The sequence below is a fragment of the Candidatus Campbellbacteria bacterium genome (genome assembly GCA_016699465.1).
Classification (GTDB): domain Bacteria; phylum Patescibacteriota; class Minisyncoccia; order Phycocordibacterales; family EsbW-18; genus EsbW-18.
The window spans coordinates 323,204-345,124 of sequence record CP064977.1 but is presented as its reverse complement, the minus strand read 5'-3'; the positions used below and the strand labels follow the sequence as shown (position 1 = coordinate 345,124).

General features: G+C 42.1%; 28 protein-coding genes and 5 tRNA genes. 22 read left to right on the top strand and 11 right to left on the bottom strand.

Annotation, left to right across the window (positions count from 1 at the left end; all coding sequences use genetic code 11):
- Window positions 1-108: 108 nt before the first annotated feature.
- The 3 genes from IPJ70_01930 to IPJ70_01920 all read right to left on the bottom strand — a co-directional run bounded on the left by IPJ70_01930 (window position 109) and on the right by IPJ70_01920 (window position 1,537).
- Window positions 109-885, bottom strand: a complete 777-nt coding sequence (locus IPJ70_01930) for an SIMPL domain-containing protein (GenBank protein QQR82846.1) — start codon at window positions 883-885, stop codon at window positions 109-111.
- Window positions 886-1,187: 302 nt separating this feature from the next.
- Window positions 1,188-1,264: transfer RNA gene (locus IPJ70_01925), tRNA-Asp, on the bottom strand.
- A 199-nt stretch (window positions 1,265-1,463) separates the two neighbouring features.
- A tRNA-Met gene (locus IPJ70_01920) sits at window positions 1,464-1,537 on the bottom strand.
- A gap of 275 nt (window positions 1,538-1,812) precedes the next feature.
- Between IPJ70_01920 and IPJ70_01915 the strand changes: the two genes are divergently transcribed.
- Window positions 1,813-2,451 carry a hypothetical protein gene (locus IPJ70_01915; GenBank protein QQR82845.1) on the top strand — a complete coding sequence of 213 codons (639 nt, stop codon included), beginning with the start codon at window positions 1,813-1,815 and terminating at the stop codon, window positions 2,449-2,451.
- A gap of 111 nt (window positions 2,452-2,562) precedes the next feature.
- Here the strand turns inward: IPJ70_01915 and IPJ70_01910 are convergent.
- Window positions 2,563-2,635 (bottom strand) — tRNA-Thr (locus IPJ70_01910).
- 12 nt (window positions 2,636-2,647) lie between these two features.
- Window positions 2,648-2,723 (bottom strand) — tRNA-Thr (locus IPJ70_01905).
- A 73-nt stretch (window positions 2,724-2,796) separates the two neighbouring features.
- Between IPJ70_01905 and IPJ70_01900 the strand changes: the two genes are divergently transcribed.
- The 4 genes from IPJ70_01900 to IPJ70_01885 all read left to right on the top strand — a co-directional run bounded on the left by IPJ70_01900 (window position 2,797) and on the right by IPJ70_01885 (window position 5,995).
- Window positions 2,797-3,696 (top strand): PCRF domain-containing protein, encoded by a 900-nt coding sequence (locus tag IPJ70_01900; protein QQR82844.1) that lies wholly within the window; start codon window positions 2,797-2,799, stop codon window positions 3,694-3,696.
- A 10-nt stretch (window positions 3,697-3,706) separates the two neighbouring features.
- Entirely contained in the window at window positions 3,707-4,393 is a 687-nt protein-coding gene (ftsE, locus tag IPJ70_01895; GenBank protein ID QQR82843.1) for a cell division ATP-binding protein FtsE, read from the top strand.
- 114 nt (window positions 4,394-4,507) lie between these two features.
- Window positions 4,508-5,434: an ABC transporter permease gene (locus IPJ70_01890; GenBank protein ID QQR82842.1), complete on the top strand. Its 927-nt coding sequence runs from the start codon at window positions 4,508-4,510 to the stop codon at window positions 5,432-5,434.
- Between the two features lie 24 nt (window positions 5,435-5,458).
- Window positions 5,459-5,995 carry a cob(I)yrinic acid a,c-diamide adenosyltransferase gene (locus IPJ70_01885; GenBank protein ID QQR82841.1) on the top strand — a complete coding sequence of 179 codons (537 nt, stop codon included), beginning with the start codon at window positions 5,459-5,461 and terminating at the stop codon, window positions 5,993-5,995.
- A 27-nt stretch (window positions 5,996-6,022) separates the two neighbouring features.
- Here IPJ70_01885 and IPJ70_01880 read toward each other — a convergent pair whose 3' ends face one another.
- The 4 genes from IPJ70_01880 to IPJ70_01865 all read right to left on the bottom strand — a co-directional run bounded on the left by IPJ70_01880 (window position 6,023) and on the right by IPJ70_01865 (window position 10,838).
- Window positions 6,023-8,353, bottom strand: a complete 2,331-nt coding sequence (locus IPJ70_01880; protein ID QQR82840.1) for a ribonucleoside-triphosphate reductase — start codon at window positions 8,351-8,353, stop codon at window positions 6,023-6,025.
- Between the two features lie 220 nt (window positions 8,354-8,573).
- Entirely contained in the window at window positions 8,574-9,278 is a 705-nt protein-coding gene (locus IPJ70_01875; protein QQR82839.1) for an FAD-dependent oxidoreductase, read from the bottom strand.
- On the bottom strand, window positions 9,275-9,961 hold the full coding sequence (locus IPJ70_01870) for a hypothetical protein (protein QQR82838.1): 687 nt from the start codon (window positions 9,959-9,961) through the stop codon (window positions 9,275-9,277). Before IPJ70_01870 ends, IPJ70_01875 begins: the two co-directional genes overlap by 4 nt.
- Entirely contained in the window at window positions 9,948-10,838 is an 891-nt protein-coding gene (locus IPJ70_01865; protein ID QQR82837.1) for an FAD:protein FMN transferase, read from the bottom strand. Before IPJ70_01865 ends, IPJ70_01870 begins: the two co-directional genes overlap by 14 nt.
- 84 nt (window positions 10,839-10,922) lie before the next feature.
- Here IPJ70_01865 and IPJ70_01860 point away from each other — a divergent pair, with 84 nt between their 5' ends.
- From IPJ70_01860 to IPJ70_01845, 4 genes are all read left to right on the top strand, one after another.
- Window positions 10,923-11,588, top strand: coding sequence for a response regulator transcription factor (locus IPJ70_01860; protein ID QQR82836.1), 666 nt, complete (start codon window positions 10,923-10,925; stop codon window positions 11,586-11,588).
- Window positions 11,536-12,582, top strand: coding sequence for a HAMP domain-containing histidine kinase (locus IPJ70_01855; protein ID QQR82835.1), 1,047 nt, complete (start codon window positions 11,536-11,538; stop codon window positions 12,580-12,582). Before IPJ70_01860 ends, IPJ70_01855 begins: the two co-directional genes overlap by 53 nt.
- Before the next feature lie 72 nt (window positions 12,583-12,654).
- A complete protein-coding gene (locus IPJ70_01850) occupies window positions 12,655-12,825 on the top strand; it encodes a rubredoxin (GenBank protein QQR82834.1) in 171 nt (56 codons plus the stop codon).
- Between the two features lie 8 nt (window positions 12,826-12,833).
- Window positions 12,834-13,259, top strand: coding sequence for a hypothetical protein (locus IPJ70_01845; GenBank protein ID QQR82833.1), 426 nt, complete (start codon window positions 12,834-12,836; stop codon window positions 13,257-13,259).
- Here the strand turns inward: IPJ70_01845 and IPJ70_01840 are convergent.
- A complete protein-coding gene (locus IPJ70_01840) occupies window positions 13,256-13,573 on the bottom strand; it encodes a hypothetical protein (protein ID QQR82832.1) in 318 nt (105 codons plus the stop codon). The genes IPJ70_01845 and IPJ70_01840 overlap by 4 nt on opposite strands.
- A gap of 117 nt (window positions 13,574-13,690) precedes the next feature.
- Here IPJ70_01840 and IPJ70_01835 point away from each other — a divergent pair.
- The 4 genes from IPJ70_01835 (at window position 13,691) to IPJ70_01820 (ending at window position 16,416) form a co-directional block, all read left to right on the top strand.
- Window positions 13,691-13,761 (top strand) — tRNA-Gln (locus IPJ70_01835).
- 343 nt (window positions 13,762-14,104) lie between these two features.
- Window positions 14,105-14,797 (top strand): methyltransferase domain-containing protein, encoded by a 693-nt coding sequence (locus tag IPJ70_01830; GenBank protein ID QQR82831.1) that lies wholly within the window; start codon window positions 14,105-14,107, stop codon window positions 14,795-14,797.
- A gap of 101 nt (window positions 14,798-14,898) precedes the next feature.
- Complete coding sequence (locus IPJ70_01825) at window positions 14,899-15,615, top strand: nucleotidyltransferase domain-containing protein (GenBank protein QQR82830.1); 717 nt, start codon at window positions 14,899-14,901, stop codon at window positions 15,613-15,615.
- Between the two features lie 39 nt (window positions 15,616-15,654).
- Window positions 15,655-16,416, top strand: coding sequence for a class I SAM-dependent methyltransferase (locus tag IPJ70_01820; protein ID QQR82829.1), 762 nt, complete (start codon window positions 15,655-15,657; stop codon window positions 16,414-16,416).
- 45 nt (window positions 16,417-16,461) lie between these two features.
- Here IPJ70_01820 and IPJ70_01815 read toward each other — a convergent pair whose 3' ends face one another.
- Window positions 16,462-17,130 (bottom strand): HAD family phosphatase, encoded by a 669-nt coding sequence (locus IPJ70_01815; protein ID QQR82828.1) that lies wholly within the window; start codon window positions 17,128-17,130, stop codon window positions 16,462-16,464.
- A gap of 73 nt (window positions 17,131-17,203) precedes the next feature.
- Here IPJ70_01815 and IPJ70_01810 point away from each other — a divergent pair, with 73 nt between their 5' ends.
- The 9 genes from IPJ70_01810 to IPJ70_01770 all read left to right on the top strand — a co-directional run bounded on the left by IPJ70_01810 (window position 17,204) and on the right by IPJ70_01770 (window position 21,901).
- Window positions 17,204-17,644: a hypothetical protein gene (locus tag IPJ70_01810; GenBank protein QQR82827.1), complete on the top strand. Its 441-nt coding sequence runs from the start codon at window positions 17,204-17,206 to the stop codon at window positions 17,642-17,644.
- 149 nt (window positions 17,645-17,793) lie between these two features.
- Entirely contained in the window at window positions 17,794-18,321 is a 528-nt protein-coding gene (locus IPJ70_01805; protein QQR82826.1) for a hypothetical protein, read from the top strand.
- 93 nt (window positions 18,322-18,414) lie between these two features.
- Window positions 18,415-18,645, top strand: coding sequence for a histidine phosphatase family protein (locus tag IPJ70_01800; GenBank protein QQR82825.1), 231 nt, complete (start codon window positions 18,415-18,417; stop codon window positions 18,643-18,645).
- Window positions 18,557-18,958, top strand: coding sequence for a histidine phosphatase family protein (locus IPJ70_01795; GenBank protein ID QQR82824.1), 402 nt, complete (start codon window positions 18,557-18,559; stop codon window positions 18,956-18,958). Before IPJ70_01800 ends, IPJ70_01795 begins: the two co-directional genes overlap by 89 nt.
- A gap of 61 nt (window positions 18,959-19,019) precedes the next feature.
- Window positions 19,020-19,553, top strand: a complete 534-nt coding sequence (locus tag IPJ70_01790; protein ID QQR82823.1) for an AAA family ATPase — start codon at window positions 19,020-19,022, stop codon at window positions 19,551-19,553.
- 92 nt (window positions 19,554-19,645) lie between these two features.
- On the top strand, window positions 19,646-20,188 hold the full coding sequence (locus IPJ70_01785) for a hypothetical protein (protein QQR82822.1): 543 nt from the start codon (window positions 19,646-19,648) through the stop codon (window positions 20,186-20,188).
- 161 nt (window positions 20,189-20,349) lie between these two features.
- A complete protein-coding gene (locus IPJ70_01780) occupies window positions 20,350-20,763 on the top strand; it encodes a hypothetical protein (protein ID QQR82821.1) in 414 nt (137 codons plus the stop codon).
- Entirely contained in the window at window positions 20,760-21,344 is a 585-nt protein-coding gene (locus tag IPJ70_01775; protein QQR82820.1) for a TVP38/TMEM64 family protein, read from the top strand. Before IPJ70_01780 ends, IPJ70_01775 begins: the two co-directional genes overlap by 4 nt.
- Window positions 21,341-21,901: a methyltransferase domain-containing protein gene (locus tag IPJ70_01770; protein QQR82819.1), complete on the top strand. Its 561-nt coding sequence runs from the start codon at window positions 21,341-21,343 to the stop codon at window positions 21,899-21,901. Before IPJ70_01775 ends, IPJ70_01770 begins: the two co-directional genes overlap by 4 nt.
- The last annotated feature ends 20 nt before the right edge of the window (window positions 21,902-21,921 follow it).

The following is a 21,921-nucleotide window of genomic DNA, read 5'->3' as shown; positions in this document are numbered from 1 at the left end:
GGATTTTGGGAGCGTAGCGAGCAAAATACTTAGTGATTCGTGACCAATTCCTACCCCCGCAACAATAAAAAGACACCATTTCTGGTGTCTTTTTTGTACGATGTGCTCTTACTTAATTGAGTAGTTGAGATTGACTTGCACGATAACTTCCTGGGTTCCTGAAGGAACTGTTGGCGTGACGCCTGCATCTCCTCCGCCCATACCCCCTCCCATGGCTGAGTATTGTGGATTCGTAAGTCCAGGTACATTAATTGGGTTTTCCCACCACGAAACAACCTTTTTAAGAGTTACACCTGCAGTTTCAGCAGTTGTTTGTGCGCGACTTTTTGCATCTTGAATAGCTTTGAGAAGGGCTTGTTGCTGAAGGTCTTGAACATTTGATGCAGTAAATGAAACGCCCATCACCTGATTTACACCTTGCGCGTTTGCTGTTTCAATTACTTTTCCAACGCGCTCATCTGATGTTCCATTTTTGAGTGTAAGTTTTACGTTAAGTTGCTGATCGGCTGAATAACCACTAATTGCTCCTGGTTTTCCATCTGGATAATAGTATTGAGGAAGAAGATTGTATGCTTGGGTTGAAATATCTTCTGTAGGAATACCAAGAGCCGTAAGAGCAGGAATTACTTTTGAAGTAACATCAGATAGTTTGGTAAGTGCCGCTTGTGCGGTCGCTGCGTTATCAACATGAACACCTAGAGTAATTATTGCCTGATCAGGTGTGTAGGGAACTTTTCCGGTTCCAGTGATGGTAACTTGTTGCCAGTCTTGTGCGACAAGTTTTTCTCGAATAATGGCTACTGTGATAACCCCTGCGAGGAGGAGCATTCCAAGAACAACAACGCCCGTCGTCATTCCTTTCGTGTATCGTGTGTGTGGATACATAATTATATATACTTAATAATAAATATTTTTTAAATAACATCTTTAGTATACCGCACGTCCGTGTGTATCGTGAATGTGTGGTTGTGTATTTTCGAGTCCCGTCGATTCTATGAAGGGCTCGGTCACAGGTTCTATTGATACAGGACTCGGCTACACATAATTTTCTGCTGAAAATTTGTGCAGCCCCGCCTCGCACCGCCGTGCTCCGGCTTTCGAGTCCCGACACGAGTGAAGCAGTTCACTCGTGTCAATTCCTCGATAAAACACAAAACAAGTCACCCGAGGGTGACTTGTTTTGTGTTTGGCGGAATCGACGGGACTCGAACCCGCAACCTCCTCCGTGACAGGGAGGCGCTCTAACCAGTTGAGCTACGACTCCAAATGAGGGTTGTATGCAGACGCGAGAGTGTAGTCATCGAGGTGAGGGCAAAAAGGAAAGCCTGTTTTCATTTTTGCTTGATACCGAGAGGACGGAAACTCGAGCGCTTATGTTCCCCTGAATGCTGGACTCGTAAGCTGCTGCTTACAACCCCAGACTGTCATACTATACCAAAAATACTCCTAAAATCAACGAACTGTGTCGGTGGCAGGACTTGCACCTGCGACCTAGGGCTTATGAGTCCCTCGCTCTAACTACCTGAGCTACACCGACAAATGAGGACGACACGTAGTTTGGGGCGTAGTCTTCGAAGCAAGAAAGAAAAAGAGCTTGTTCTTTTTCTTTTGAAGCTGAGAAGATGGGGGGGCGCCTAACTATGTGGTTCGAACGCTGTCGATGCAAGAGGCCTTTTGGGCCTGATTACACCAGCAGACACCACTACTTTACAATAAAAAAGCCTGACCCGCAATTTCAGTATATTTATTGAATCTTCAATACCGTGGCGGTATACTATAGACATACTAGTGTTAATAGGTTCTTGGCCACATATGAATAAACTATCAATTAAGGAAGCATTTGGATCGGCGTGGAAGATTTTTTCTACTAATGTTTGGATATTTGTTGGTTCAACAGCGTTTATTGGTGCTGTGTCATTTATTTCAGATAAAATTAGTAATGACAAAGGTCTTTTCGATTTTATTATCGGTTTAGCGACCGCTGTATTGTTGTGGTGGTTGTACATTGGGTTTATTCGTATGGCCATGACAGCGCACGCTGGAGGCAGTATTTCTTTTGAAATGTTGTTTGGCGAAAAGGGAACGACTTTATGGCACTACATTGTGGCGGTTATTCTCTCGGCAATAAGTGTTCTCATTGGGTTGGTACTTCTTATTGTTCCTGGGATTATGCTTCAAATTGGACTTATGTTTGTTCCGTTTCTTATTCTCGATAAAAATATGCAGCCAGTTGCAGCATTGAAAGAAAGTTGGCGGTTGACAAAGGGATACAAGTGGAAATTGTTTGGTTTTCTATGTATTCTTATTTTAGTTAATATCGCTGGAATTCTCGCTGCTTTTGTTGGTCTTCTCGTGTCTATTCCACTTTCGCTCCTTGTATTAACGTATGTGTATCGACAACTTGAAAAAGGTGTTCAAATGGAACCAGTAGCGTCAGTATCTACACAATAAAGAGAGAACTTGTTACGTGAGCCGAAGGCCGGGATTGAACCGACCCCCTCTACAACGAAAGATGGAGTGTATTCATACACCCCATCCCCACCAACTGGCGTGTTTTTAATGAGCCGAAGGCCGGGATTGAACCGGCGACCCCCGCTTTACGAAAGCGGTGCTCTACCAACTGAGCTACTTCGGCGGTTTTGGTGACTGGAGCCCGAGGCCGGAATTGAACCGGCGACCTACTCCTTACCATGGAGTTGCTCTACCATCTGAGCTACCCGGGCGGGGAGCTCACCTATAGTACCCAATAAAAGGCTCTAGGAAAAGGTGCTAGGCTTTCTGGTATACTTGTCGGGTATGGATGAAATTGAGATTCAAAACAAAATTAAGGGAATTGAGGCGATGATGGCACGGGGTGATTTTTGGAACGATAAAGAGAGTGCACAAGCTGTTTTGAAAGAGTATCAAGATCTTAAACTTCAAGCTGAAGGAAAAGAAAAACACGACAACGGAAATGCCATTGTTACTATTTTTTCTGGTGCAGGTGGTCTTGATGCTGAAGACTTTGCACGAATGCTCACATCAATGTATTTAGCGTTTCTTGGCCGAAAAGGGTGGGGTCATGTGGTGATGCACCAAAACGAAAATGACCACGGTGGTATTCGTAATATCACGTTTGAAGTGCAGGGAAAAGGGGCATATGGTGAACTTAAGCATGAAGAAGGTGTGCACCGCCTTGTCCGTATCTCACCTTTTAATGCAAAACAACAACGTCACACGTCGTTTGTTATGGTTGAGGTGTTGCCACGTCTTGAAGATGAACATGAACTAGAAATTCCAGAAACAGATCTTGATATTCAATTTACTCGGGCTGGAGGACCGGGTGGACAAAATGTCAACAAACGAGAAACAGCAGTGCGCATTGTGCACACACCAACAGGTATTGCAGTGCACGTAGCAACACAGCGTAATCAAGCACAAAATCGTGCTTATGCACTAGAGATTTTGCGTGGAAAGTTGTATCATAAAGAGCAGGAAGAAAAGTTGTTGCGTGCGCGTGGACTTTCGATTTCAGCAACAACGGATGCCGAGTGGGGAAATCAAATACGTTCGTACGTATTGCATCCCTACAAAATGATCAAAGATCACCGAACAGGTGTAGAGGTTCGAGATGTGGAACGCGTGCTTGCCGATGGCGATATTGATGAGTTTATTGAAGCTCAGAAGAAGACACAAACACACACTCGACTTTCTTAATTCATTCACAATGCACATGATTTCATTTGATAACGTTAGTAAGATTTACTCAGACGATTCCAAAGCGCTCCAGGGTGTTACGTTCTCAATAGAGCCAAGCGAATTTGTTTCTATTGTTGGGCATTCAGGAGCAGGAAAAACAACGCTCTTGAAATTACTTCTTGCAGAGGAGCATCCTACAGAGGGAATAGTTTCATTGGGAGATACAAATATTCACGCATTATCACGCAGGGATATTAGTGTGCTACGACGTCGTATCGGAATGATTTTTCAGGATTTTCGTCTTCTTCCATACAAAACAGCGTTTGAAAATATTGCATTTGCAATGGAAGCCGCAGGACGTGAAGACGCAGATATTGAAAGTGACGTACCTTATGCGCTTGAGCTTGTTGGATTGATAGATAAGGCATGGAAATTTCCAAATCAGATGTCTGGAGGAGAAAAGCAACGTCTTGCTATAGCTCGAGCCATCGTAAATCAACCAGATGTTCTTGTTGCCGATGAGCCAACAGGAAATCTCGATCCGCTCAATTCATACGAGGTTGTTCAGATTTTAAAGAAAATTAATGATTTAGGTACAACTGTTCTTTTGACGACACACAACAAGGGGATTATTGATAGCTTGGGTAAGCGTGTGATCACTATGGAAAAAGGGCGTGTGGTGCGTGATGATAAAGAGGGAAGATACGTCTTGTAAAATCCGAATATCGAAGTATAAAATCCGAAACAAATCAGAAATTCAAACATTTAAACATTTAAACAATCGTCATTTCGGATTTCGATATTCGAATTTAGGATTTACAATTAAAATATGTTCTGGATAAATACAAAAAGAATACTTAAGGCAGGATTTGTAAATTTTTGGCGCAATGGTTTTGTGTCGCTTGCTTCTGTGTTAATCATGATGGTGACACTCTTTACGCTCGGCGCAGTTCTTTTTTCCGGAGCAATATTAAACGCATCGCTTCTTCAGCTGAAAGAAAAAGTGGACGTGAATGTATATTTTTTACCTGACACACAAGAAGCCGATATTCTCAAATTGAAAAGTTCGCTTGAAGCGCTTCCTGAAGTTAAGAGTGTTGACTATACAACGAGTGAACAAGCACTTATAAACTTTCAAGAACGACACAAGGATGACCAAACAATTCTCGGCGCTATTCAAGAGTTGGACAGCAATCCACTTGGACCAGTATTTAATATTCGAGCACAGGAAACATCTCAATACGAAGCTATTGCGGCTTTTTTAGAAAGTCCGGCGGCTCTTGGAAGTGCAAATGACGTTATTGTTCAAAAGGTTAATTACAAAAGCAATAAGGCGGTTATCGAAAGGTTGTCGAACATTATTGATTCAGCAGAACGTCTCGGATTTGCATTGAGTATGGTACTCATCGTGCTTTCACTCATCATCACATTTAACACAATTCGACTTGCTATTTATACTGCACGAGAAGAAATTTCAGTCATGCGACTTGTTGGTGCAGGAAATATGTATGTTCGTGGTCCGTTTATTGTTGAAGGTATTATGTACGGCGTCGTATCTGCCATACTTGTCCTTGTTCTTTTTTACCCACTTACCTACTGGATTGGCCCGTTTACGAAAGAATTTTTTGGTGCAATGAATGTATTTGAGTATTACGTAAGCAACTTCGGAGAAATGTTTCTTGTACTACTTTCTGCGGGTATTGTGCTTGGTGCGGTATCAAGTTACCTCGCTGTTCGTCGATACTTGCGCATGTAAATTTTTCGACTCAGTACATTGTATATGTTGTTTACGAGAAAAGGGGACGATGGAACATCTGGATTATTTGGGACACGTGATCGTCTTGCAAAAGATAGTCCTCTTTTTGAGGCGCTTGGAACAGTTGATGAGCTTAATTCGTTGTTAGGTCTTTGTTTTGCTACGTCTCACCACGCAAAAACGGGAACCATCCAGATTGCTGCTATTGTGCGTACTATACAAGAGCACCTTTTTATTGTTCAGGCGGAGCTTGCTGGCGTTGATAAAACAATTACGCCAGAGCATGTGATGTGGCTTGAACAGGTATCAAACGACATAGAAGCGATTATAGGGAGTCCTACGACGTTTTTAATCGCGGGTGGGACGGAACTCTCGGGTTTACTTGATGTTGCGCGCGCAGTTTCTCGTCGAGCGGAACGTCGTGTTATTTCTGCTCGTGACATACAAGCGGTATCAAATACCACAAGCGCGTATCTCAACCGTCTTTCCAGTGTGCTGTACGCACTTGCACGATATGCGTCATGGAATGAAGATGTGCATGAAAAAGCCCCTTCGTACTGAAGGGGCTTTTTCATGCTGTGTATTGCCTTATGCTTTAACTGATTTTTTTGAATCAGGTGCTGGCATATCGATGTCACAGAGACCACCAATACATGCGAGCTCTTTCTTTTGTTCTGTGCCGTCGGTGAGTTCGTAGGTAAGCAATTTTGAGTAGTCGACAACAGGAAACGCTTCAACAAGTTCTTGGTAGCGTTTTTTATTTATTTCTTCGTATGGTGCGAGCTGGTAGACGTGATCAAATCGTGGTAAGAACGAAAGTCCGCCGATAATCTCCCAGTTTTTTTGTATCCAATCAACAACGCTAATCCACTCATCTTCTCCAACAGAAATAGTTGCCGATGGGTTGTGCTCGGTGTAATTAAGTTTCACATTCTTCCAATATTCAAGTTGTTCGAGTGCGCTGAAGTCGTCCTTGAATTTAGAACTCTCAGGTGACTCAATAGGAAATTCGAGCACGTATGTTGTTGCATTTTCCATAGTCTGACCAACTTCTGGGTAGTACGGAACTCCTTGGTCGCGCAACATTTTGAAGAGTGAGTCGGTTGCGGAGATTCGTACACGGCGAATGTAGTATTTTGAGTGACGTGGGTGAATACCTGATGAACAGTTAAACGTTTGAGAAACAGTTCCAGAAGGTTTAACTGCGGTTACTGACATTGATGGCTTGATACCAAAGCGTTTTGCATACGCAGCATTTGTTTTTACTGCAGCATCTCGCATTGCGCGAAGCGTTGCAGGTTCACGAGCCGCTTCACAGTCCCATTGACCTGTTACCGATACTCCAAGAAGTGCCTCATCTCTACAATTTTTTGTCCACTCCTTTGAAATGTATTTGAAATTGGTAAGTGACGCTTGGTAGGTGCCGAGAATTGCGGCAAGCTTTGCTTTGCGAACAAGTTCGTCAGGTGTATCTCCAGCGCGAGCAATTACTTCTGACAAGTTACAGAATTGTTTTGACTGGAGAATAATTTCTCCACACGGGTTTGGTCCAATTGGTCCTTGTGTTACTCCGTCGTCGGTAATGAATCCTAATTTCTCAAAATATGCTACTCGGCGTTTTGGCATTGTGTTTGCAAGGGCACCGCGGTTGAAGATTCCACGTTCTCCTGAACCGCTTTTCATGAGCGCAACCCATTCCTCCATAAGTTCGGTGTTGGATGGTTTTGCCTCATAGACGGCTGAATTGTTTGCCACTGAACGGTATGCGTCAGTAAGGAAGAATTGTCCTTTTTTAGCGTCGCGCAAATCAGCATCGTCGAGATCAGACAAACTAATCATGGCTGTTCGGCGTACTCCACCCGATACAACACATTCACCAATTTTACAAATGATGTCGTGTGCGTCGATGGTGCGGAGACGACGTCCTTGTCGTTTAAGAATTTTTTCTCGAGCAAATGCAAGAAGGGAACGAAGTGGTTCTGGTCCAGATGCTTTACCGCCCATCACTTTCAGACGTGCTCCAGCTGGGCGAACTTGAGAGAAGTCAAAATCAACATCGCGTCCGTCGTACCATGTGTGTAGTCCGAAGGTAAGTGCGTCACACCATCCTTCTTTTGAGTCGGCGACAACGTGTGCAGGGAGTTTCTTTCCTTTTTGTTTTTGTATTTGTGGAAGCTGTTCGATGTTTTGGCTTTCAACTGCGAATCCAACACCGCATCCTTGCATGGAGAGGTACATGATTTCTGCAAAATCTTCGAGTTTTGTTGGTGCAGTAAAGGTGCAGTTGTATGCACAAGTGTTACATCGACGTGCAGCTTCTCCTGCAAATTGCATGAGTCGCATTGATGGCATGATTTCTTGTTTGAGTATTGCTTCACGCACCTCGGCATATTCTTTTTGTGTCAGTTTGGTGCCGAGATTTTCTTTCATGAACGATACGTATCTATCAACTGTCTCAATCCAGGTTTCGCGCCTGTTTTCAGCTTCAATCCAACGTGCGTATGTTCGTAGATACACAAATTCACCAAGTGCATTGTTGTGGAAGTACTCCTTACTTTTTGCGGCAAGTTCTCGCACGTGTTCCGGAACGTCACCTTGTTCAATGCGGACACGAGTTCGTTCTGCACGATACAAAATGTATGATTTGGCCGTTGCAACAAATGCGTGAATCATCAATTCTGCTTCAACGGCATCCTGAATTCCTTCAACGGTAGGGATAAATTTTGTATCACGCTTTTTTTCCGAGAGTATTTTTGCGGTAACGGCTTTTGCTATTAATTCAGGAGCCCCCTCCTTGAATTCACCAGCTGCTTTCATCGCTTTTTCGACTGCAAGAGCAATCTTATTTGAATCAAAAGGCTTTTCTGATCCATCTCGTTTAATGATGGTGGTAATCGCAGCTGATTTTGCTTTTGCCATAGGATAAAAAATTAACGATAATAAATGTGTATGCATTATACTCGTCCGCGGGCATGAATGGGCACAAAAAATCTGTGGAAAAAGCGTACGGACACAGAATAGAAACTGCGTCTAGAAGGTGTTCAAAAAATAGCACTCTGTCTTGACCAAAAAGCGCCCAAACATAAAAAAAGTTTTAGGATGAAAACATGGTTACCTTGGTTTCGTCGCCTTTTGAAGGTTAATGAAATGCTTCAACAAAAAAGGTACAGTCGGTTGGATGTGTTGCTTTGATTTTTTCAAGAAGGGCAGTGCAAGCCACTCCTTGACCGCAGATGTAGACATCGCTGTTGTCAAAATTGAGGTGTGCAATGTGGTCTTGAATGTATCCACGATGCTCTAATGGTGTAGTTTCTAGTGCACGTGACATGGTGTAGTGGTATGTGACATGTGGAAAACGTTGTGATAGATCTTCAAAAAATGATGTATACAAAAGATCTTGCTTGTCACGGTTTCCGGTCATGATAACCACCTCGTGCACATCTGGGCGTTTGGTAATATGGTGTGCAAGTGCTTTTATAACCGATACACCAATACCAAAACCAAACAAAAACACGCGTTGGTGATGCATTTTGTCTGCTGTATTAAGTCCAAGTGGTCCTTGTATCTCTATTTCTGTTCCTACGAGATTATCTTTCCAGAAAAAACGTCCCGCAGTGCCATTTGGGGTTTTTCGTATGGATAGTGTGAGATTATTTTCATCGACGGCATCTGAAGAAATTGAATATGCACGACGAATCATTTTACCATCAAGTGAAAAAAATACATTTACAAACGACCCTGGTTGAAAGGCGAATGGTGTAGATGTGTGTAGTTGTATTTCACGTGCGGACTCTGAGAGATCAGCACACCCTGTGATCGTCGCTTTCATTTTTTGTATGGTCATAGTGATTGGGTTAGTGGTTGTGGTGATTGCTGTGGTGGTTGCGGAATTGAAGTAGTAGGCTGCTTGTCTTTGAATTGATTTTTTACAAACGCAATGAGGACCAGGAGTGTTACTATAATAAGCGCAACAAATGCAAAGGTGCTTTGTAGTGCGAGAAGTTCATAGAGTGCCCCAGCGTAAAAGTACACGTAGGCAAGTTTTTGAATTCGTTTCCACCATACACCGAGAACACGTTTTGAGAATTTGTTTGAGGTAATGAGAAGTGGAATTGCGGCCCAATCACCAAGGTGGGCAAAGAGCCCGTAGTTGGCGAGCGACCAGTACGCAGGAGTGAACATTGCGGTAAAATAGTCTGTTCCTGTCAGAATAATTTTTGAGAACGCAAATGACACAATGATACTCGCAGAGAGGACCCCGAGACCTTTGCGTAAAATAACAAGGGCGCGTATCCATGGTGTATTTGAAAAAATATCAGCAAGTGGTCGAATTACCATGACAAAGAAGACGCACGCGAGAGAAGTGGCATATAGCATTCCCCACGCTGTTTTTGGCACTAGGCTAGGGAAAAAACTCAATAGAATAGGTAGTGTGAGTAGTACGGCAATAGAAATACCCAGTGTGAGTGTTTGTAATTTCTGAATAAAGTCGAGATATAGTTTTGTGAATGAATTAGGCAAGGCCATAACTGTGGATAAGTTCTCCTGTTGTTGTAATAAAAACAAACGGAAGTTTTTGTTGAGTTAATAACTGTGTTGCTTTGTCTGATCCGAGCACGAGCGCTGCTGTTGCGTATGCATCGGCACGGTATCCTTCGGTACTCATGACAGTTGCTGAAATAATATCACTCTTTGAATTTTTATTCTGTGTCTCCAGAATATGGTGCACGTGTCCGTTGTCGGTGTGCCACGTACGTTTGTATGTGCCACTAGTTGCGATTGCGGCATCTCGTAGAGGCATAGAGAGGACGTGTTCGTTTGTAACAGGATTAAAGACACTAAAAGTGAATGGGCGTTCGCCAACATCTTCTCCTGTGGTAAAGATGTCACCACCAAGATTTACAATGCATCCAGTAGCGCCAGCACACTCTCGAGACATAATTTGTGCAACGTGTCCTTTTAAGAATCCACCAAAATCAAGTTTTTGTGTGGGTGCGAGCGAAATACGTGAGAGGGTGTCATCAATGAGTACGTGGGAAAAATCTATATCGTAGGTTTCTGTTTGTGTCGTGTGTACTTCCTGCGCGAGGAGAGAGAAATCTTTTGTGTAGCCAATAGTGCTGACTTGTAGGAGTGCATTAAAAACTCCATGGGTTTCAGTAAATAATTTTTGCGCAATATGTGTTGCTTCAAGAAATTCTTGAGACACGATAGCTGTTTTTGCGGTGTTTAGTTTTGATAGTTCGCTTTCATTAAGAAAACGTGAAAAGCGTTTTTCATACGCGTCCCCAATAGTGCTCATGCGCTCGAAAATAGCCTGCGCTTTTTCTTGTGAATCACTTGTAATTGCGACGACTAAGTCGCTTCCCATGAGTTTTCTGTCAAAGTTGTATTCTGTAGTCATGTGCATAGTGTATATGATTACTATGAACGTTTGATGAATATCGCACTAGCGCTCACTCCATAGCTAGGAGTATGATACGTCTATATGCGTGTATTGCTTATTGAAGATAATGTAAAACTTGCTCAACATATTCGCACGATGCTTGAGAGGGAGAGTTATTCTGTTGATTGTGAACATGACGGGGAAGCGGGCGAGCGTGCGGTGCGCGCGACGCCGTACGATCTCATCGTGCTCGATATCATGCTCCCTAAAAAGAACGGAATAGCAGTGTGCGCAGATCTCCGAAAAGATGGTATATACACACCTATTCTCATGATGACGGCCCGAGGAGAGGTGGATGACCGTGTGGAAGGTCTTGATAGTGGCGCCGATGATTATGTAGTGAAGCCGTTTGATATGAAGGAGCTCCTTGCACGCGTTCGAGCGCTTCTCCGAAGACCTAAGGAGAGTGTTGGTGAAATATTTTCTGCACAAGATGTGGCTCTGAGTACGTCGACACGAGCTGTCACACAAAAGGGAAAGAAGATTGCGCTGACAATAAAAGAGTACGCGGTATTGGAATATTTACTTCGAAACAAAGGTCGTACGGTTACGCGAGATGAATTATTGCACCACTGCTGGGATTTTTCATATGACCCTTTCAGTAACATTACAGATGCATACATCAAACAATTAAGAAAAAAATTACACGACACTAATGAAAAATATATTTCGACAGTCCGGGGTGTTGGATACACATTCAACGCATAACACGTTTTTTAAGGCAAGCGTGAAGCTCACGGCGTACTATTCTGCAGGTGTTTTTCTCGTACTCACACTTTTTTCTGTATTTGTGTACGTACTCTTTATTCAAAATCTTTCGTTTGATACGGACGACGGTGGCTATGTTGTTGTCACAGAACGACACCGACCCGCAAATGATGAAGAAATAAATAAAACGGTAGGCGCACGGGAGCGATTGTTGTCGGTTCTTCTTATGACGGATTTTGTTGCGTTGCTGATTATTGTCATTGTGTCGTATTTGCTATCACGCGCAACACTCCGACCAATCGAAGAGTCCTACATGCGTCAAAAACGTTTTGTGTCTGATGCGGCACATGAATTACGAACACCATTGTCTGTTATGAAGGCCGGAGCGGAAGTGCTCCTCGATAGAAAATCAACTCATGAGGAGTATGAATCTTTTATTGTCGAAGCACTCCATGAAATTAACTACATGTCGACGATGGCAAATAATCTTTTGTTTCTAGCTCGTCGAGACACGGCACAGCGCACGCGCCCTACAGAGACAATTGATATAAGCACCGCATGTGAACAGCATGTTTCTTTTATGAAATCCTATGCGACGAGTCGCAACGTTGCGCTTACTGGCGCGTGTGAAGCAAGTTTGCAGGTGCGTGGGCGTGGTGTGGATGTTGAACGCCTCATCATGAATCTTATAAAAAACGCTGTTGATTATAACGTCTCCGGCGGTACTGTGACTGTATCGCTCGCCAAGCAGGGTGAGAAGGTGGTACTCGAGGTTCTTGATACGGGTATAGGAATTGCCCCTGCAGATATACCTCATATTTTTGAACGATTTTATAAGGCAGATACTTCTCGAGATGCAACGTACACCGAAGGGTCTGGTTTAGGACTTTCGATGGTTAAAGAGATTGTAGATGAGATGGATGGTACTATTACAGTTACCAGTAACGTTGGAAAGGGGACACGAGTGCACGTTGAGATACCAATGGTGGTGTAACCTCTATTCATCAAGCATTCATAGTAGGACTGTACACTACAGTGTGTTAATAACGTTAATATATAAAACTATATGGCACAGTATATTTGTTTAGAATGCGGATGGACGTACGACGAAGCTGTCGGAGTCCCCGAGCGCGGTATTCCACCAGGAACAAAGTGGGAAACGCTCCCTGATGATTTTAAGTGTATGGAGTGTGATGTTCGAAAACGAGACACACACATGTGGCAAAGAATTGACTAAAAAATTATATGCAAAAAGATACAAGTACATTTATCAAAACAATGCTTGCGGTGCTCATCGTCATTGGTGGAGCGACGGGGTTTAACCACGCACTTGTTGCAACGCAGGCACGCGAGCAAGAATCACTGCAGAAATACAAAAGTGCGGAAGATACACTCGCTATTGTTTTGGAGCGTCGTCAGCTTATTCGTGAATTAGCTCGTATAAAAGAAACAGGACAAGCAACTGATGCATTGGCACAACGTGTTGCTGCAGATGCTGTTCGTGTAGGAAAATTACAAGCACAACGTGATGCACAAGCGGCGGCTCAAGCAACATCGGCTCCAGTTGTGGTACAGCCAGTTGTACCAGTTGTACAACAAACACAGACAGTAACGCCAGTGCGTCGAATGCAACCAATTACTGTGCAAGTACGAACAACTCAGGCAAGCTAGTGTGTGTCGCGTGTATCGTCCTTCTTTGGAAAGCCCCACTGCCAGCGGGGCTTTTCTCCTGTTGCATAACAGATTGCGATGAGGATGAGTGCAAGAATGAACGTTTGTATAAGAAATGCGATTGGTACTTCATTGTTTGAGAGTGACTGAGTATCCACTCGGTATGCGTTGCCAACAATAAGGGCAATAAAAAGAATAAGGGTAACCCACCCTTGCCATCGAGCCGGCGTCCACCCCCATCCAAATACTTTTCGCTTGAACCAGTACTTCTCGGGATTATCTTTGAGATATTCAATATATTTTTGTACTAGCATACACAAAGTGTATTCCTGTTTATGATTTTTTTCTACTTTATTCTCTAATTCGCGCGAATTAGAGAATAAAGAAAAGGGGATTGAAAAAAGGCCCAAAATAGGGCATTGTGTTGGTACTGCTGGGTCATCTAACGGTAGGATAATGGACTCTGAATCCATTCATCTTGGTTCGAATCCAAGCCCAGCAACAATGAAAATTTTGGTAGCTTTTGCTACTTAAAATTTCTCATATTGTTCCGAGCGTAGGATTCGAAGGCCGTAGGTGCGCGTCCTGTGGACGAGTAAGCACCGAGGCGGGGTCGAGAATACTTAGGATTTTAGGAGCTTTGCTACTAAAATACTTAGTAACTCGTGACCGAATCCAAGCCCAGCAACTCTGGACAGAAAACAGGCACAAGGGCCTCTGGAGATTAATTGGTCCTAGTCCGGCAGCCAACTTGAGATAGGTTCGAGCGCACGAGATGCATACAGGTCTTGAGCATCCGAGGCGCGCTGCTTAGCAAATTTAGCAAAAGCGATATAATTAAGATTATGGTTGATTTCTATAAAGACTGGTACAACAATCTTATCGCGCATAGCAATGAGAAGGATCTTCTTGTTCAGAAAATCTCTGATTTGCTGAAAGGCAAGACTCACGAGAGTTGCTTAGAAATAGGACTCGGAACTTCGGCATATTTTGCCTCGCATCTCGGAAGCTATTTTGAGGACTATCAAATAGTTGAAAAGGAGGAATTCAATGACCCACTTCCCTCGAATGTGCATATAGTTCATGGAGACTTTGAGACTACTGAGTTCGATAAGCAGTTTGATGTAATACTCGCTTCTCATGTCGTTTATTACTTCAGGGACTTGCCAGGTGCTGTAGAGAAGATAGCTTCTCTTTTGAAGAAGGGTGGTCGTGCTTATTTTGTCGTAAACGGGAGAGAATCAGACTACGGTCCAATTAAGGATGCATTCGCGGAATTCATCAATAAGCCGTACACCTTTACTTACGACATTTTGAAGAATTCTCTAAGCTCGTATTCGGTCCGAGAATATACAACGCAAGCCAGTCTTTCATTTAGTTCGTACGAGGATTTATATGAGACCCTCCGACTTTCGTTCGACTTATATCCAAAGGAATACGAAGAAAATAGAAATAACGTCATCGGGTGGCTGAAAGAGAGTGTTAAGGGTGACAAGTTCTTTATAGACCAGAAAATAATTGAAGTCGCCAAGCTTTAGAAGCGTCCGAGACGCGTCGTTTTAGTAAGTTAGGAAGAAGACAGATGGACTAAGCGGGGCTTGACCATGTATGGTTCTGGCTCGAACGTCTCAACAACTACATGCAAACTGAATTCACTCAAAAAATGAAAGGACTTTGTGATAAGGTCACAAACGATATTGTTGAAATATTCAAAGATGAAGCAATAGAGGCACACATCTTTGGCTCGATAGCTCGTGGGGCGAATGATGCCTTGAGTGATGTTGATATCTGGGTTACGTTTGAAGATTCTGATATTCAGAAGATATTAGAAAATAGGTTTACCAATTACGCTAAAGTTGGACAAATCGTTTTGTGGCACGAAATGCAAAACAACTTTCCTCTCGATGGGGTTCAGTCAGCCGTTATTTACAAGATTGATGGTGAGTTGATTCGAGTAGATTACTATCTCTGTCCGTTCTCAAGTTCTCGGGTACTTCCTGACGCAAAGATTCTTCTTGAAAAAAAGCATGTGTCAGTAGGTGACATAATTCCTGAAACAAAAAGAAATCCTCGCGATCTTTCTGATCGAATCACATTCTTTATTTGTATGTGCTTTAACGGTATCAAAAAGGTGGTGCGTGGAGATGAGTCTTTCATTCCTTTTCTTACAAATGAGTTTCAGAAGTCCGAGAAAGATATTCCGGCCCTCACTTCTGCCCCTAAAGAGTCAAATTTCCAGACAATACGAAAGTCTATGGAGATTTTGGAAACAGTTTCAAACACTGAACAAAAGAAGGCTATCTTTGAAATCAGAAGTTTCTTGGATAGGGTTGAATCTCAGTTGTTAGTTGGTTAAATTAGTTCCATAAGTCGCCTTGCGTCGCCATCAAATTATATGTCTTCTGAATTGAGTAAAATTAACTTAGAAAGAGACAAGAGGGTTTTGGGAGATGCTTGGGGAAAAACATACAACAGCTATTTTTCTGATGAGAATAATATACAAAGTTTTGTTTCTTCGGTAATACCATATCTACCAAACCATGCGTTAGATATTTTGTATGTTGCTTCGGCCGGTGGAATACTCGGGGAAGCTTTATTAAAGGAATTAGGACAGGGGTGTTTGACGTTGGTGGACATCTCTCAAAAGCATCTCGATTCCAATAAGAACCCAGAGACAAAAAAGATTTGTGCTGATTTGTTAGAAATGGATTTGGGAAAGAAGTTCGATCTTATTCTTATGAGGAGCTCACTTGATTATTTTCCAACTAAAACACTACAAGTTGAGGTATTGAAGAAAATTAAAAAACACTTGAAACCAGATGGACTTTTTATCAATCAGCCTGCATATATTGGTGATCTCGCTGATTGTGAACGAATAAGCACCGCATATAATACCGTGGATAAAATTGGCGACAGATTATTTCAGTCCTCTGATATTGCGGAGTTGTATAGAGAGGCTGGATTTGAGGAACCAAAAAAGATCGGTGAAGGCGGAGTATTGCATATCTCCGAAAAGGAGCACATTGAGAGGTACGGTGTTTCTCGGGAAGATATCAAAAAAATTCAAGGATGTTTAAAAAAATGTAATTTGTATTGTGGTGTCACAGAATCTGGTTATGTTATGAACTTTGATTTTCCTATTTTCTTGTCAAAATAAATGTTCCAACATCGTACTAGATAGCCAACCCGTAAATTCGCTTCTCTAAAATTTTTCGTGAAGCTCGATAAGCGTCTCCACAATCATATCGGCAGCAGACAAGTCTTGCGGATGTTCGTTGCCTGCGCGCACACCGATAACGTACATACCGGCATTTTTTCCGGCTCTACTTCCATTCTTTGAATCTTCAATAACAACACAGGATTCAGGAGATACTCCAAGTCGATTTGCCGCCATAAGAAATGAAGCTGGGTCGGGCTTTTTTGTTTTGTATTCATCCTGAGTAACAACTGCCGTAAAAGCGTCTTGCCAATCATGCTCCTTCAAAACCTTTTGGGTTTGCGATTGATTACTTGCGGTAACAAGAGCAGTCAAATACTTCCCCTTAAGCTTTCCTAAAAGCTCCTTTGCTCCGGGTAAAAGAGAAGCTCGGATTATCGCTCCTTCGTAGCTGTCATAAAAACTTTTGGTAAATTCCTCTTCGTTTGTATTGGACGCATATGATCCTAGAATCTGGTGGATGAATTCCTCCGTTGTCATCTCAGTTCCATCACGACGCCAAACTTTATCAAAAAGCACCCATTCTTCTTCGCTTATCTGAACCCCAATCTCTCCAAGACAAGTCTTCATTACTTCTATTCCCAGTGGTTCAGTATTTGTGAGCGTACCGTCCATATCGAACAATACGGCCTTGATGTTTTCCTTTTTGAACATAGATTAATGATACCAGCTCTAGGTCTTACAGTCAGCGATTGATATTCTGCAGAAACAGTCTTATGATTAACCTATGAGCGTTTTAACCCTGACGATAATATCTGTATTGCTTTATTCTCTCTTCGCGATTTTTTTGGGTCGAATGGGAGGAAAGATTAATGAGAATATCGGCGCCTCCATCTTTACTGGTCTTTCTGCGATTCTTCCTCTACTCTATTATTTCTACGAAAAAGTAGTACACAAAACTTCTACCGTAGTAACGACCTCAACGGGGGTCATTTATGCTGTCCTAGCTGGTTTGGCTATAGCCGCCTGGAATGTTCTTGTCATCATTATTTTTGCCCGTGGCGGAAATCTTTCTTATGTGTTTCCTGTCATCTATGGTGCAGGAGCTATTGCGATACCTTCAATTGTTGGCTGGCTGTTCTTTAAGGAAAGTCTGACCTTGATACAAGGAGGTGGTATTGCTTTGATTCTCATCGGTATCACGATGGTTATTTTTGCTAAGCTTTAATAGCCGTTCCAACATCGTCCTTGCCTGCGTCGAGGCTTCGGTAGGCGGGCCAGGTAGCCAACTCTGGATAGAAAACAGGTACAAGGGCCTTTGGAGCATGGAATCTAGATTCAATCCCTAGTCCGGCAGCATGTGATATTATTGAATACATGAAATTAGCGAAAGATATTCTTCTTATAGATTTTGAAGGTGTGAGACATCCTGTTCAAGTTGGAGCGGTATTACTAGACAAAGAAACATTAGAAGAAAAAGATAACTTTCTTTCTTACATTTATGCTGATCTTGAAGGTAAAATAGTTAAGAAATCTGGAATAACTCAGAAGATGATAAATGATGCTCCAAAGCCGGAAGAAGTTGGTAAAATGCTTTATGAAAAGTTTGGATCGAATGTGTTTATTGGATCGTGGGTTCAAAGTTTAGATATTTCACATTTTGCCAATCTTATGAGCAAAGCAAATGTAGATTTTACTGAAGGACCAATTAGCTTTTCTAGGTATGATTTTCACGTTCTAGATATATGGCCCGCTGCATATATTTATGCGCTAAAAAATGGTTACACAGGAGACGCTAGTTCTGAAGAATTATTCCAATATTTTGGAGCTGAACCAAGAAATCTCCATAACGCCCTTGAGGATTGCAGAATTACAGCCGATGTTTTAAGAAAAATTGCTTTATAAAAAAGTTTCAATTACTTAATGAAAACGCCGACCATTTTTTCACTGGTCGACTTGGGAGTTAGGGTCAGACACCTTTCTGTTTAAAAATAAGACATGAAAATATTTGTAGTTAGACACGGGCAGACCGAATCAAACCAGAGAGGTTTTGTTATGGGTAATAGAATTGATGAACCTTTAAACAATGAAGGTATCCATCAAGCAGAAAAAATTGCTACAGAACTGGGTAAGGAGAAGTTTGATATTATTTTTTTCCTCCACTCTCAAAAGGGCCTTGGAGACTGCAGAGATTCTAAAGAAACACATCGATGCCCCCATAATAATTGATGACAGATTAATAGAACGAGATTTTGGCTTGTTGACCGGGAAAAATTGGAATGAAATAGAAAAAGAGTTTTCAGAGACCGCTCATAACGATGACCGCGCGCAAAAATACGACTATACTCGGTTTGGTGGTGAGAGTGCTGAAGATGTCAAACGTCGTCTTTTAGCATTTCTTGATTTTATAAAGAAAGAGTATGGCTCGAAGAAAATTCTGATTGTTGCGCATGGTGGTATTATGAAAATGCTTCAACGTGTATATACACAAGAAATCATTTTTACTCCAGAAAACGGAACATTACAGACCTTTGATATATAATAAAATACTTTTCAGGCTGTTTTGTTCAACACAAAAACTATATATAAACTAAACTAAAAAAATGGCGAAAATAATTATGGGTATAGGTATTCCAGGTTCAGGAAAGACTACAGCTCTTAAGCCTTTTGCAGAAAAGAATTCTTATATATACATCTCTCCAGATGAGATTCGCGCTGAACTTACAGGAAATGCTTCTGACCAATCAAAAAATAAAGAAGTATGGGAAGAGGCGCATCGTAGGGTCGTCGACTCACTAGAGAAAGGGGAAACGGTTGTTTTTGATGCAACCTTTGCAAAAGATTTTGAGCGAAAAAGTTTTATTCAATTTGCTCGTGAACATGGTGCAGAAAAAGTACAAGGTATATTCGCAGCTATTCCATTTGAAGTAGCGAATGAGCGGAACAAAGAAAGGGATAAAATGGTGCCAGAATATGCGATAGAAAGGATGCATAAAATGTTAAAACAAAATCCTCCGGTTATAGAAGATGGTTTTGATGGTGTATTTTATATTAATGAGTTTCAGGAGTTGGAACGAGTTGAGATAAAAGCGGAAGAAGAGGTTGTGGTTCGTGAATTTAAACCAAAATTTCGTTAAGGTAATCAGATTACAAACTAGAGGTCTCTATTTCTGGAATTTGGGATATGTTTGGTAAGCATGTTCAACATCGTCACGTGAGGTTTACATATATGGAAAAACTTCCCGATAACAAAATAGAGATTGTACAACTTCCTGAAATTGCCTCAGAAATTCAGCAGATGGCTGCTGTGGATCAAGGTATGCGGGAACGACATATTGATGAAGAAGAATTTTGGGATGAGGAAGTGGATAAGAATAATACCGAAAGAATGAAGGAAATTGTGGAAGAGATTGGTTGGCCAACAGTTTCAAAAGTTGGTGCGGATGCTTCAAAAGATGCATGGCTTCTTATCCAACACGCTGATCACGATATTGCGTTTCAGATTATGTGTCTCGGTCTTATGAAGCGGGAGCCACAAGGAGAGGTTTCTCTACATGACATCGCATATCTAGAGGATAGAATCCGCATACATAATAAAACCCCGCAAGTATACGGCACACAGTTTGATCAAAAAGATGGGAGGTTTGTCCCTCGAGAGATTGAAAATGAAGAAGAAGTAAATCTACGTCGTGCAGAAATGGGTCTGCCAACCCTAGAAGAAAACATCGAAGATATGTACAGGCGTTATAAGGTAGAGAAGCCAAAAGAATAAAAATTAGTTCCACTATCGTCCCACATAGCCAACAAATGTCTTCTCTCCATTCAAAAGCATATTTCGTTGCACTCTGGCTCACACTCCTTTGTAGCGGGCCGTGCGTGTATTTTTTTCACCCGCCTTTTTCACCACGAAGATAAACTTGGTATACTACATGCATGCGTACATATCTACGAGCTCTTGGTGTGTGGGTGATACTTATCATCGCTGAAATTATCCACGGCATTCTTCGAAGAATGTTCATACTTCCTATTGTTGGTATGTTCGTGGGGAGCCAAGTGGGTGTGTGTATTGGTTCCGCGCTTATCATGACGGTTGTGTATTGTGCGTCACCCTATCTTCATTTTCAGACTGCCCGCCAGCGACTAAATGTCGGGTTGCTGTGGCTTGTACTAACACTCATATTTGAATTTTCATTTGGGTATTTTGTTGCAGGATCGTCGCTCGAGAGCATTCTCTTTGACTACAATCTTTTTGCGGGAGGTCTACTTCCATTTGGAATGCTCGTTCTCGCATTTTCTCCATTTCTTGCTTCGCGTATAGAAAAAAGTAATGTCATACCGCGTACATGATTTCATTTCGTTCAAAAATGTTGTTTCTTTTTTTGTGGATTCTTGTCGTGTGCGGGGGATTGTTTGTCTACGTGTATTACCCAACACTGTTCCAACGAGCACTGACACACGTGATGGGAGTGTCGGTGTATTTTGGATATGCGCTCCTGCTTCTCATTGGAGCGTTGCGCGGATTCACTCTTGTCCCTTCGACGTACTTAATTGTGGTTGGTTTGTTTTTCTTTGCACCAGTCCCACTATTTTTTGTTATTCTTGCAGGAATTATTATCTCTTCGATAAGTGTGTACTATTTCTCAGAATACTTGCACGTAGATACCTTTTTTGAGAAAAAACATCACGCGAGAGTGGTTCAAATACGGACCCTGCTCGAAAAAAATGAACTTCCCATCATCATCCTTTGGAGTTTTGCTCCGATTTTGCCGACAGATATTATTTGTTACGTGTGTGGTACGCTCCGGGTTGATATCAGAAAATTTGTTCTCGGCATTACGATTGGAGAAGGAACAATTGTTGCGCTGTATATCTTTTTTGGTCAATATCTTTTAAAGTATAGTCATACTCTTCTCTCTTTATTTGTATGAATTGGCGTGAACGATTTTCATTTCTAAAAAAAGCACTTGGAAGTTCAAAGGAAGTCGGTGCCATAACAATGAGTTCACACTATGTTGTGGAAGATGTTCTTGCTATGTTGCCTAAAAATTTCTCCACTGTTGTTGAGTATGGGGCTGGAGATGGTGTTATGACCCGCGCCCTGTTAGAGAAACTTCCTGTTTCAGGGAAAATGTTAGCGATTGAATCAAATGAGTCTTTTGTTCTTGAGCTCGGACGTATTAACGATTCGCGGTTAACCATTATGCAGAACCTTGTACAGCATATGACGTCAGAGGATATGGCGCTGTATAGTTCTGCTGACGTGGTTGTTTCAAGCATCCCTTTTTCATTTTTGAGTCCAGCGGAGCGGACCAAGGTAGTGAGTGAGGTATTCAATCTCTTGGCTCCTGGTGGCTTGTGTATCATCTTTCATCAATATAGTTGGCTTATGAAAAAGCCGCTGCAAGATATTTTTGGTACCGTGTCTATGAAATTTGAGCCGCGCAATTTTCCTCCCTGTTTTATTCTTTGTGCAAAGAAGCTGTAGGGTGTTAGTTGGTAAGGATT

Coding starts and splice junctions, on each gene's coding strand:
- IPJ70_01930 (QQR82846.1), bottom strand. CDS start 885: ATGTATCCACACACACGATACACGAAAGGAATGACGACGGGCGTTGTT.
- IPJ70_01915 (QQR82845.1), top strand. CDS start 1,813: ATGAATAAACTATCAATTAAGGAAGCATTTGGATCGGCGTGGAAGATT.
- IPJ70_01900 (QQR82844.1), top strand. CDS start 2,797: ATGGATGAAATTGAGATTCAAAACAAAATTAAGGGAATTGAGGCGATG.
- ftsE (QQR82843.1), top strand. CDS start 3,707: ATGCACATGATTTCATTTGATAACGTTAGTAAGATTTACTCAGACGAT.
- IPJ70_01890 (QQR82842.1), top strand. CDS start 4,508: ATGTTCTGGATAAATACAAAAAGAATACTTAAGGCAGGATTTGTAAAT.
- IPJ70_01885 (QQR82841.1), top strand. CDS start 5,459: ATGTTGTTTACGAGAAAAGGGGACGATGGAACATCTGGATTATTTGGG.
- IPJ70_01880 (QQR82840.1), bottom strand. CDS start 8,353: ATGGCAAAAGCAAAATCAGCTGCGATTACCACCATCATTAAACGAGAT.
- IPJ70_01875 (QQR82839.1), bottom strand. CDS start 9,278: ATGACCATACAAAAAATGAAAGCGACGATCACAGGGTGTGCTGATCTC.
- IPJ70_01870 (QQR82838.1), bottom strand. CDS start 9,961: ATGGCCTTGCCTAATTCATTCACAAAACTATATCTCGACTTTATTCAG.
- IPJ70_01865 (QQR82837.1), bottom strand. CDS start 10,838: ATGACTACAGAATACAACTTTGACAGAAAACTCATGGGAAGCGACTTA.
- IPJ70_01860 (QQR82836.1), top strand. CDS start 10,923: ATGCGTGTATTGCTTATTGAAGATAATGTAAAACTTGCTCAACATATT.
- IPJ70_01855 (QQR82835.1), top strand. CDS start 11,536: ATGAAAAATATATTTCGACAGTCCGGGGTGTTGGATACACATTCAACG.
- IPJ70_01850 (QQR82834.1), top strand. CDS start 12,655: ATGGCACAGTATATTTGTTTAGAATGCGGATGGACGTACGACGAAGCT.
- IPJ70_01845 (QQR82833.1), top strand. CDS start 12,834: ATGCAAAAAGATACAAGTACATTTATCAAAACAATGCTTGCGGTGCTC.
- IPJ70_01840 (QQR82832.1), bottom strand. CDS start 13,573: ATGCTAGTACAAAAATATATTGAATATCTCAAAGATAATCCCGAGAAG.
- IPJ70_01830 (QQR82831.1), top strand. CDS start 14,105: ATGGTTGATTTCTATAAAGACTGGTACAACAATCTTATCGCGCATAGC.
- IPJ70_01825 (QQR82830.1), top strand. CDS start 14,899: ATGCAAACTGAATTCACTCAAAAAATGAAAGGACTTTGTGATAAGGTC.
- IPJ70_01820 (QQR82829.1), top strand. CDS start 15,655: ATGTCTTCTGAATTGAGTAAAATTAACTTAGAAAGAGACAAGAGGGTT.
- IPJ70_01815 (QQR82828.1), bottom strand. CDS start 17,130: ATGTTCAAAAAGGAAAACATCAAGGCCGTATTGTTCGATATGGACGGT.
- IPJ70_01810 (QQR82827.1), top strand. CDS start 17,204: ATGAGCGTTTTAACCCTGACGATAATATCTGTATTGCTTTATTCTCTC.
- IPJ70_01805 (QQR82826.1), top strand. CDS start 17,794: ATGAAATTAGCGAAAGATATTCTTCTTATAGATTTTGAAGGTGTGAGA.
- IPJ70_01800 (QQR82825.1), top strand. CDS start 18,415: ATGAAAATATTTGTAGTTAGACACGGGCAGACCGAATCAAACCAGAGA.
- IPJ70_01790 (QQR82823.1), top strand. CDS start 19,020: ATGGCGAAAATAATTATGGGTATAGGTATTCCAGGTTCAGGAAAGACT.
- IPJ70_01785 (QQR82822.1), top strand. CDS start 19,646: ATGGAAAAACTTCCCGATAACAAAATAGAGATTGTACAACTTCCTGAA.
- IPJ70_01780 (QQR82821.1), top strand. CDS start 20,350: ATGCGTACATATCTACGAGCTCTTGGTGTGTGGGTGATACTTATCATC.
- IPJ70_01775 (QQR82820.1), top strand. CDS start 20,760: ATGATTTCATTTCGTTCAAAAATGTTGTTTCTTTTTTTGTGGATTCTT.
- IPJ70_01770 (QQR82819.1), top strand. CDS start 21,341: ATGAATTGGCGTGAACGATTTTCATTTCTAAAAAAAGCACTTGGAAGT.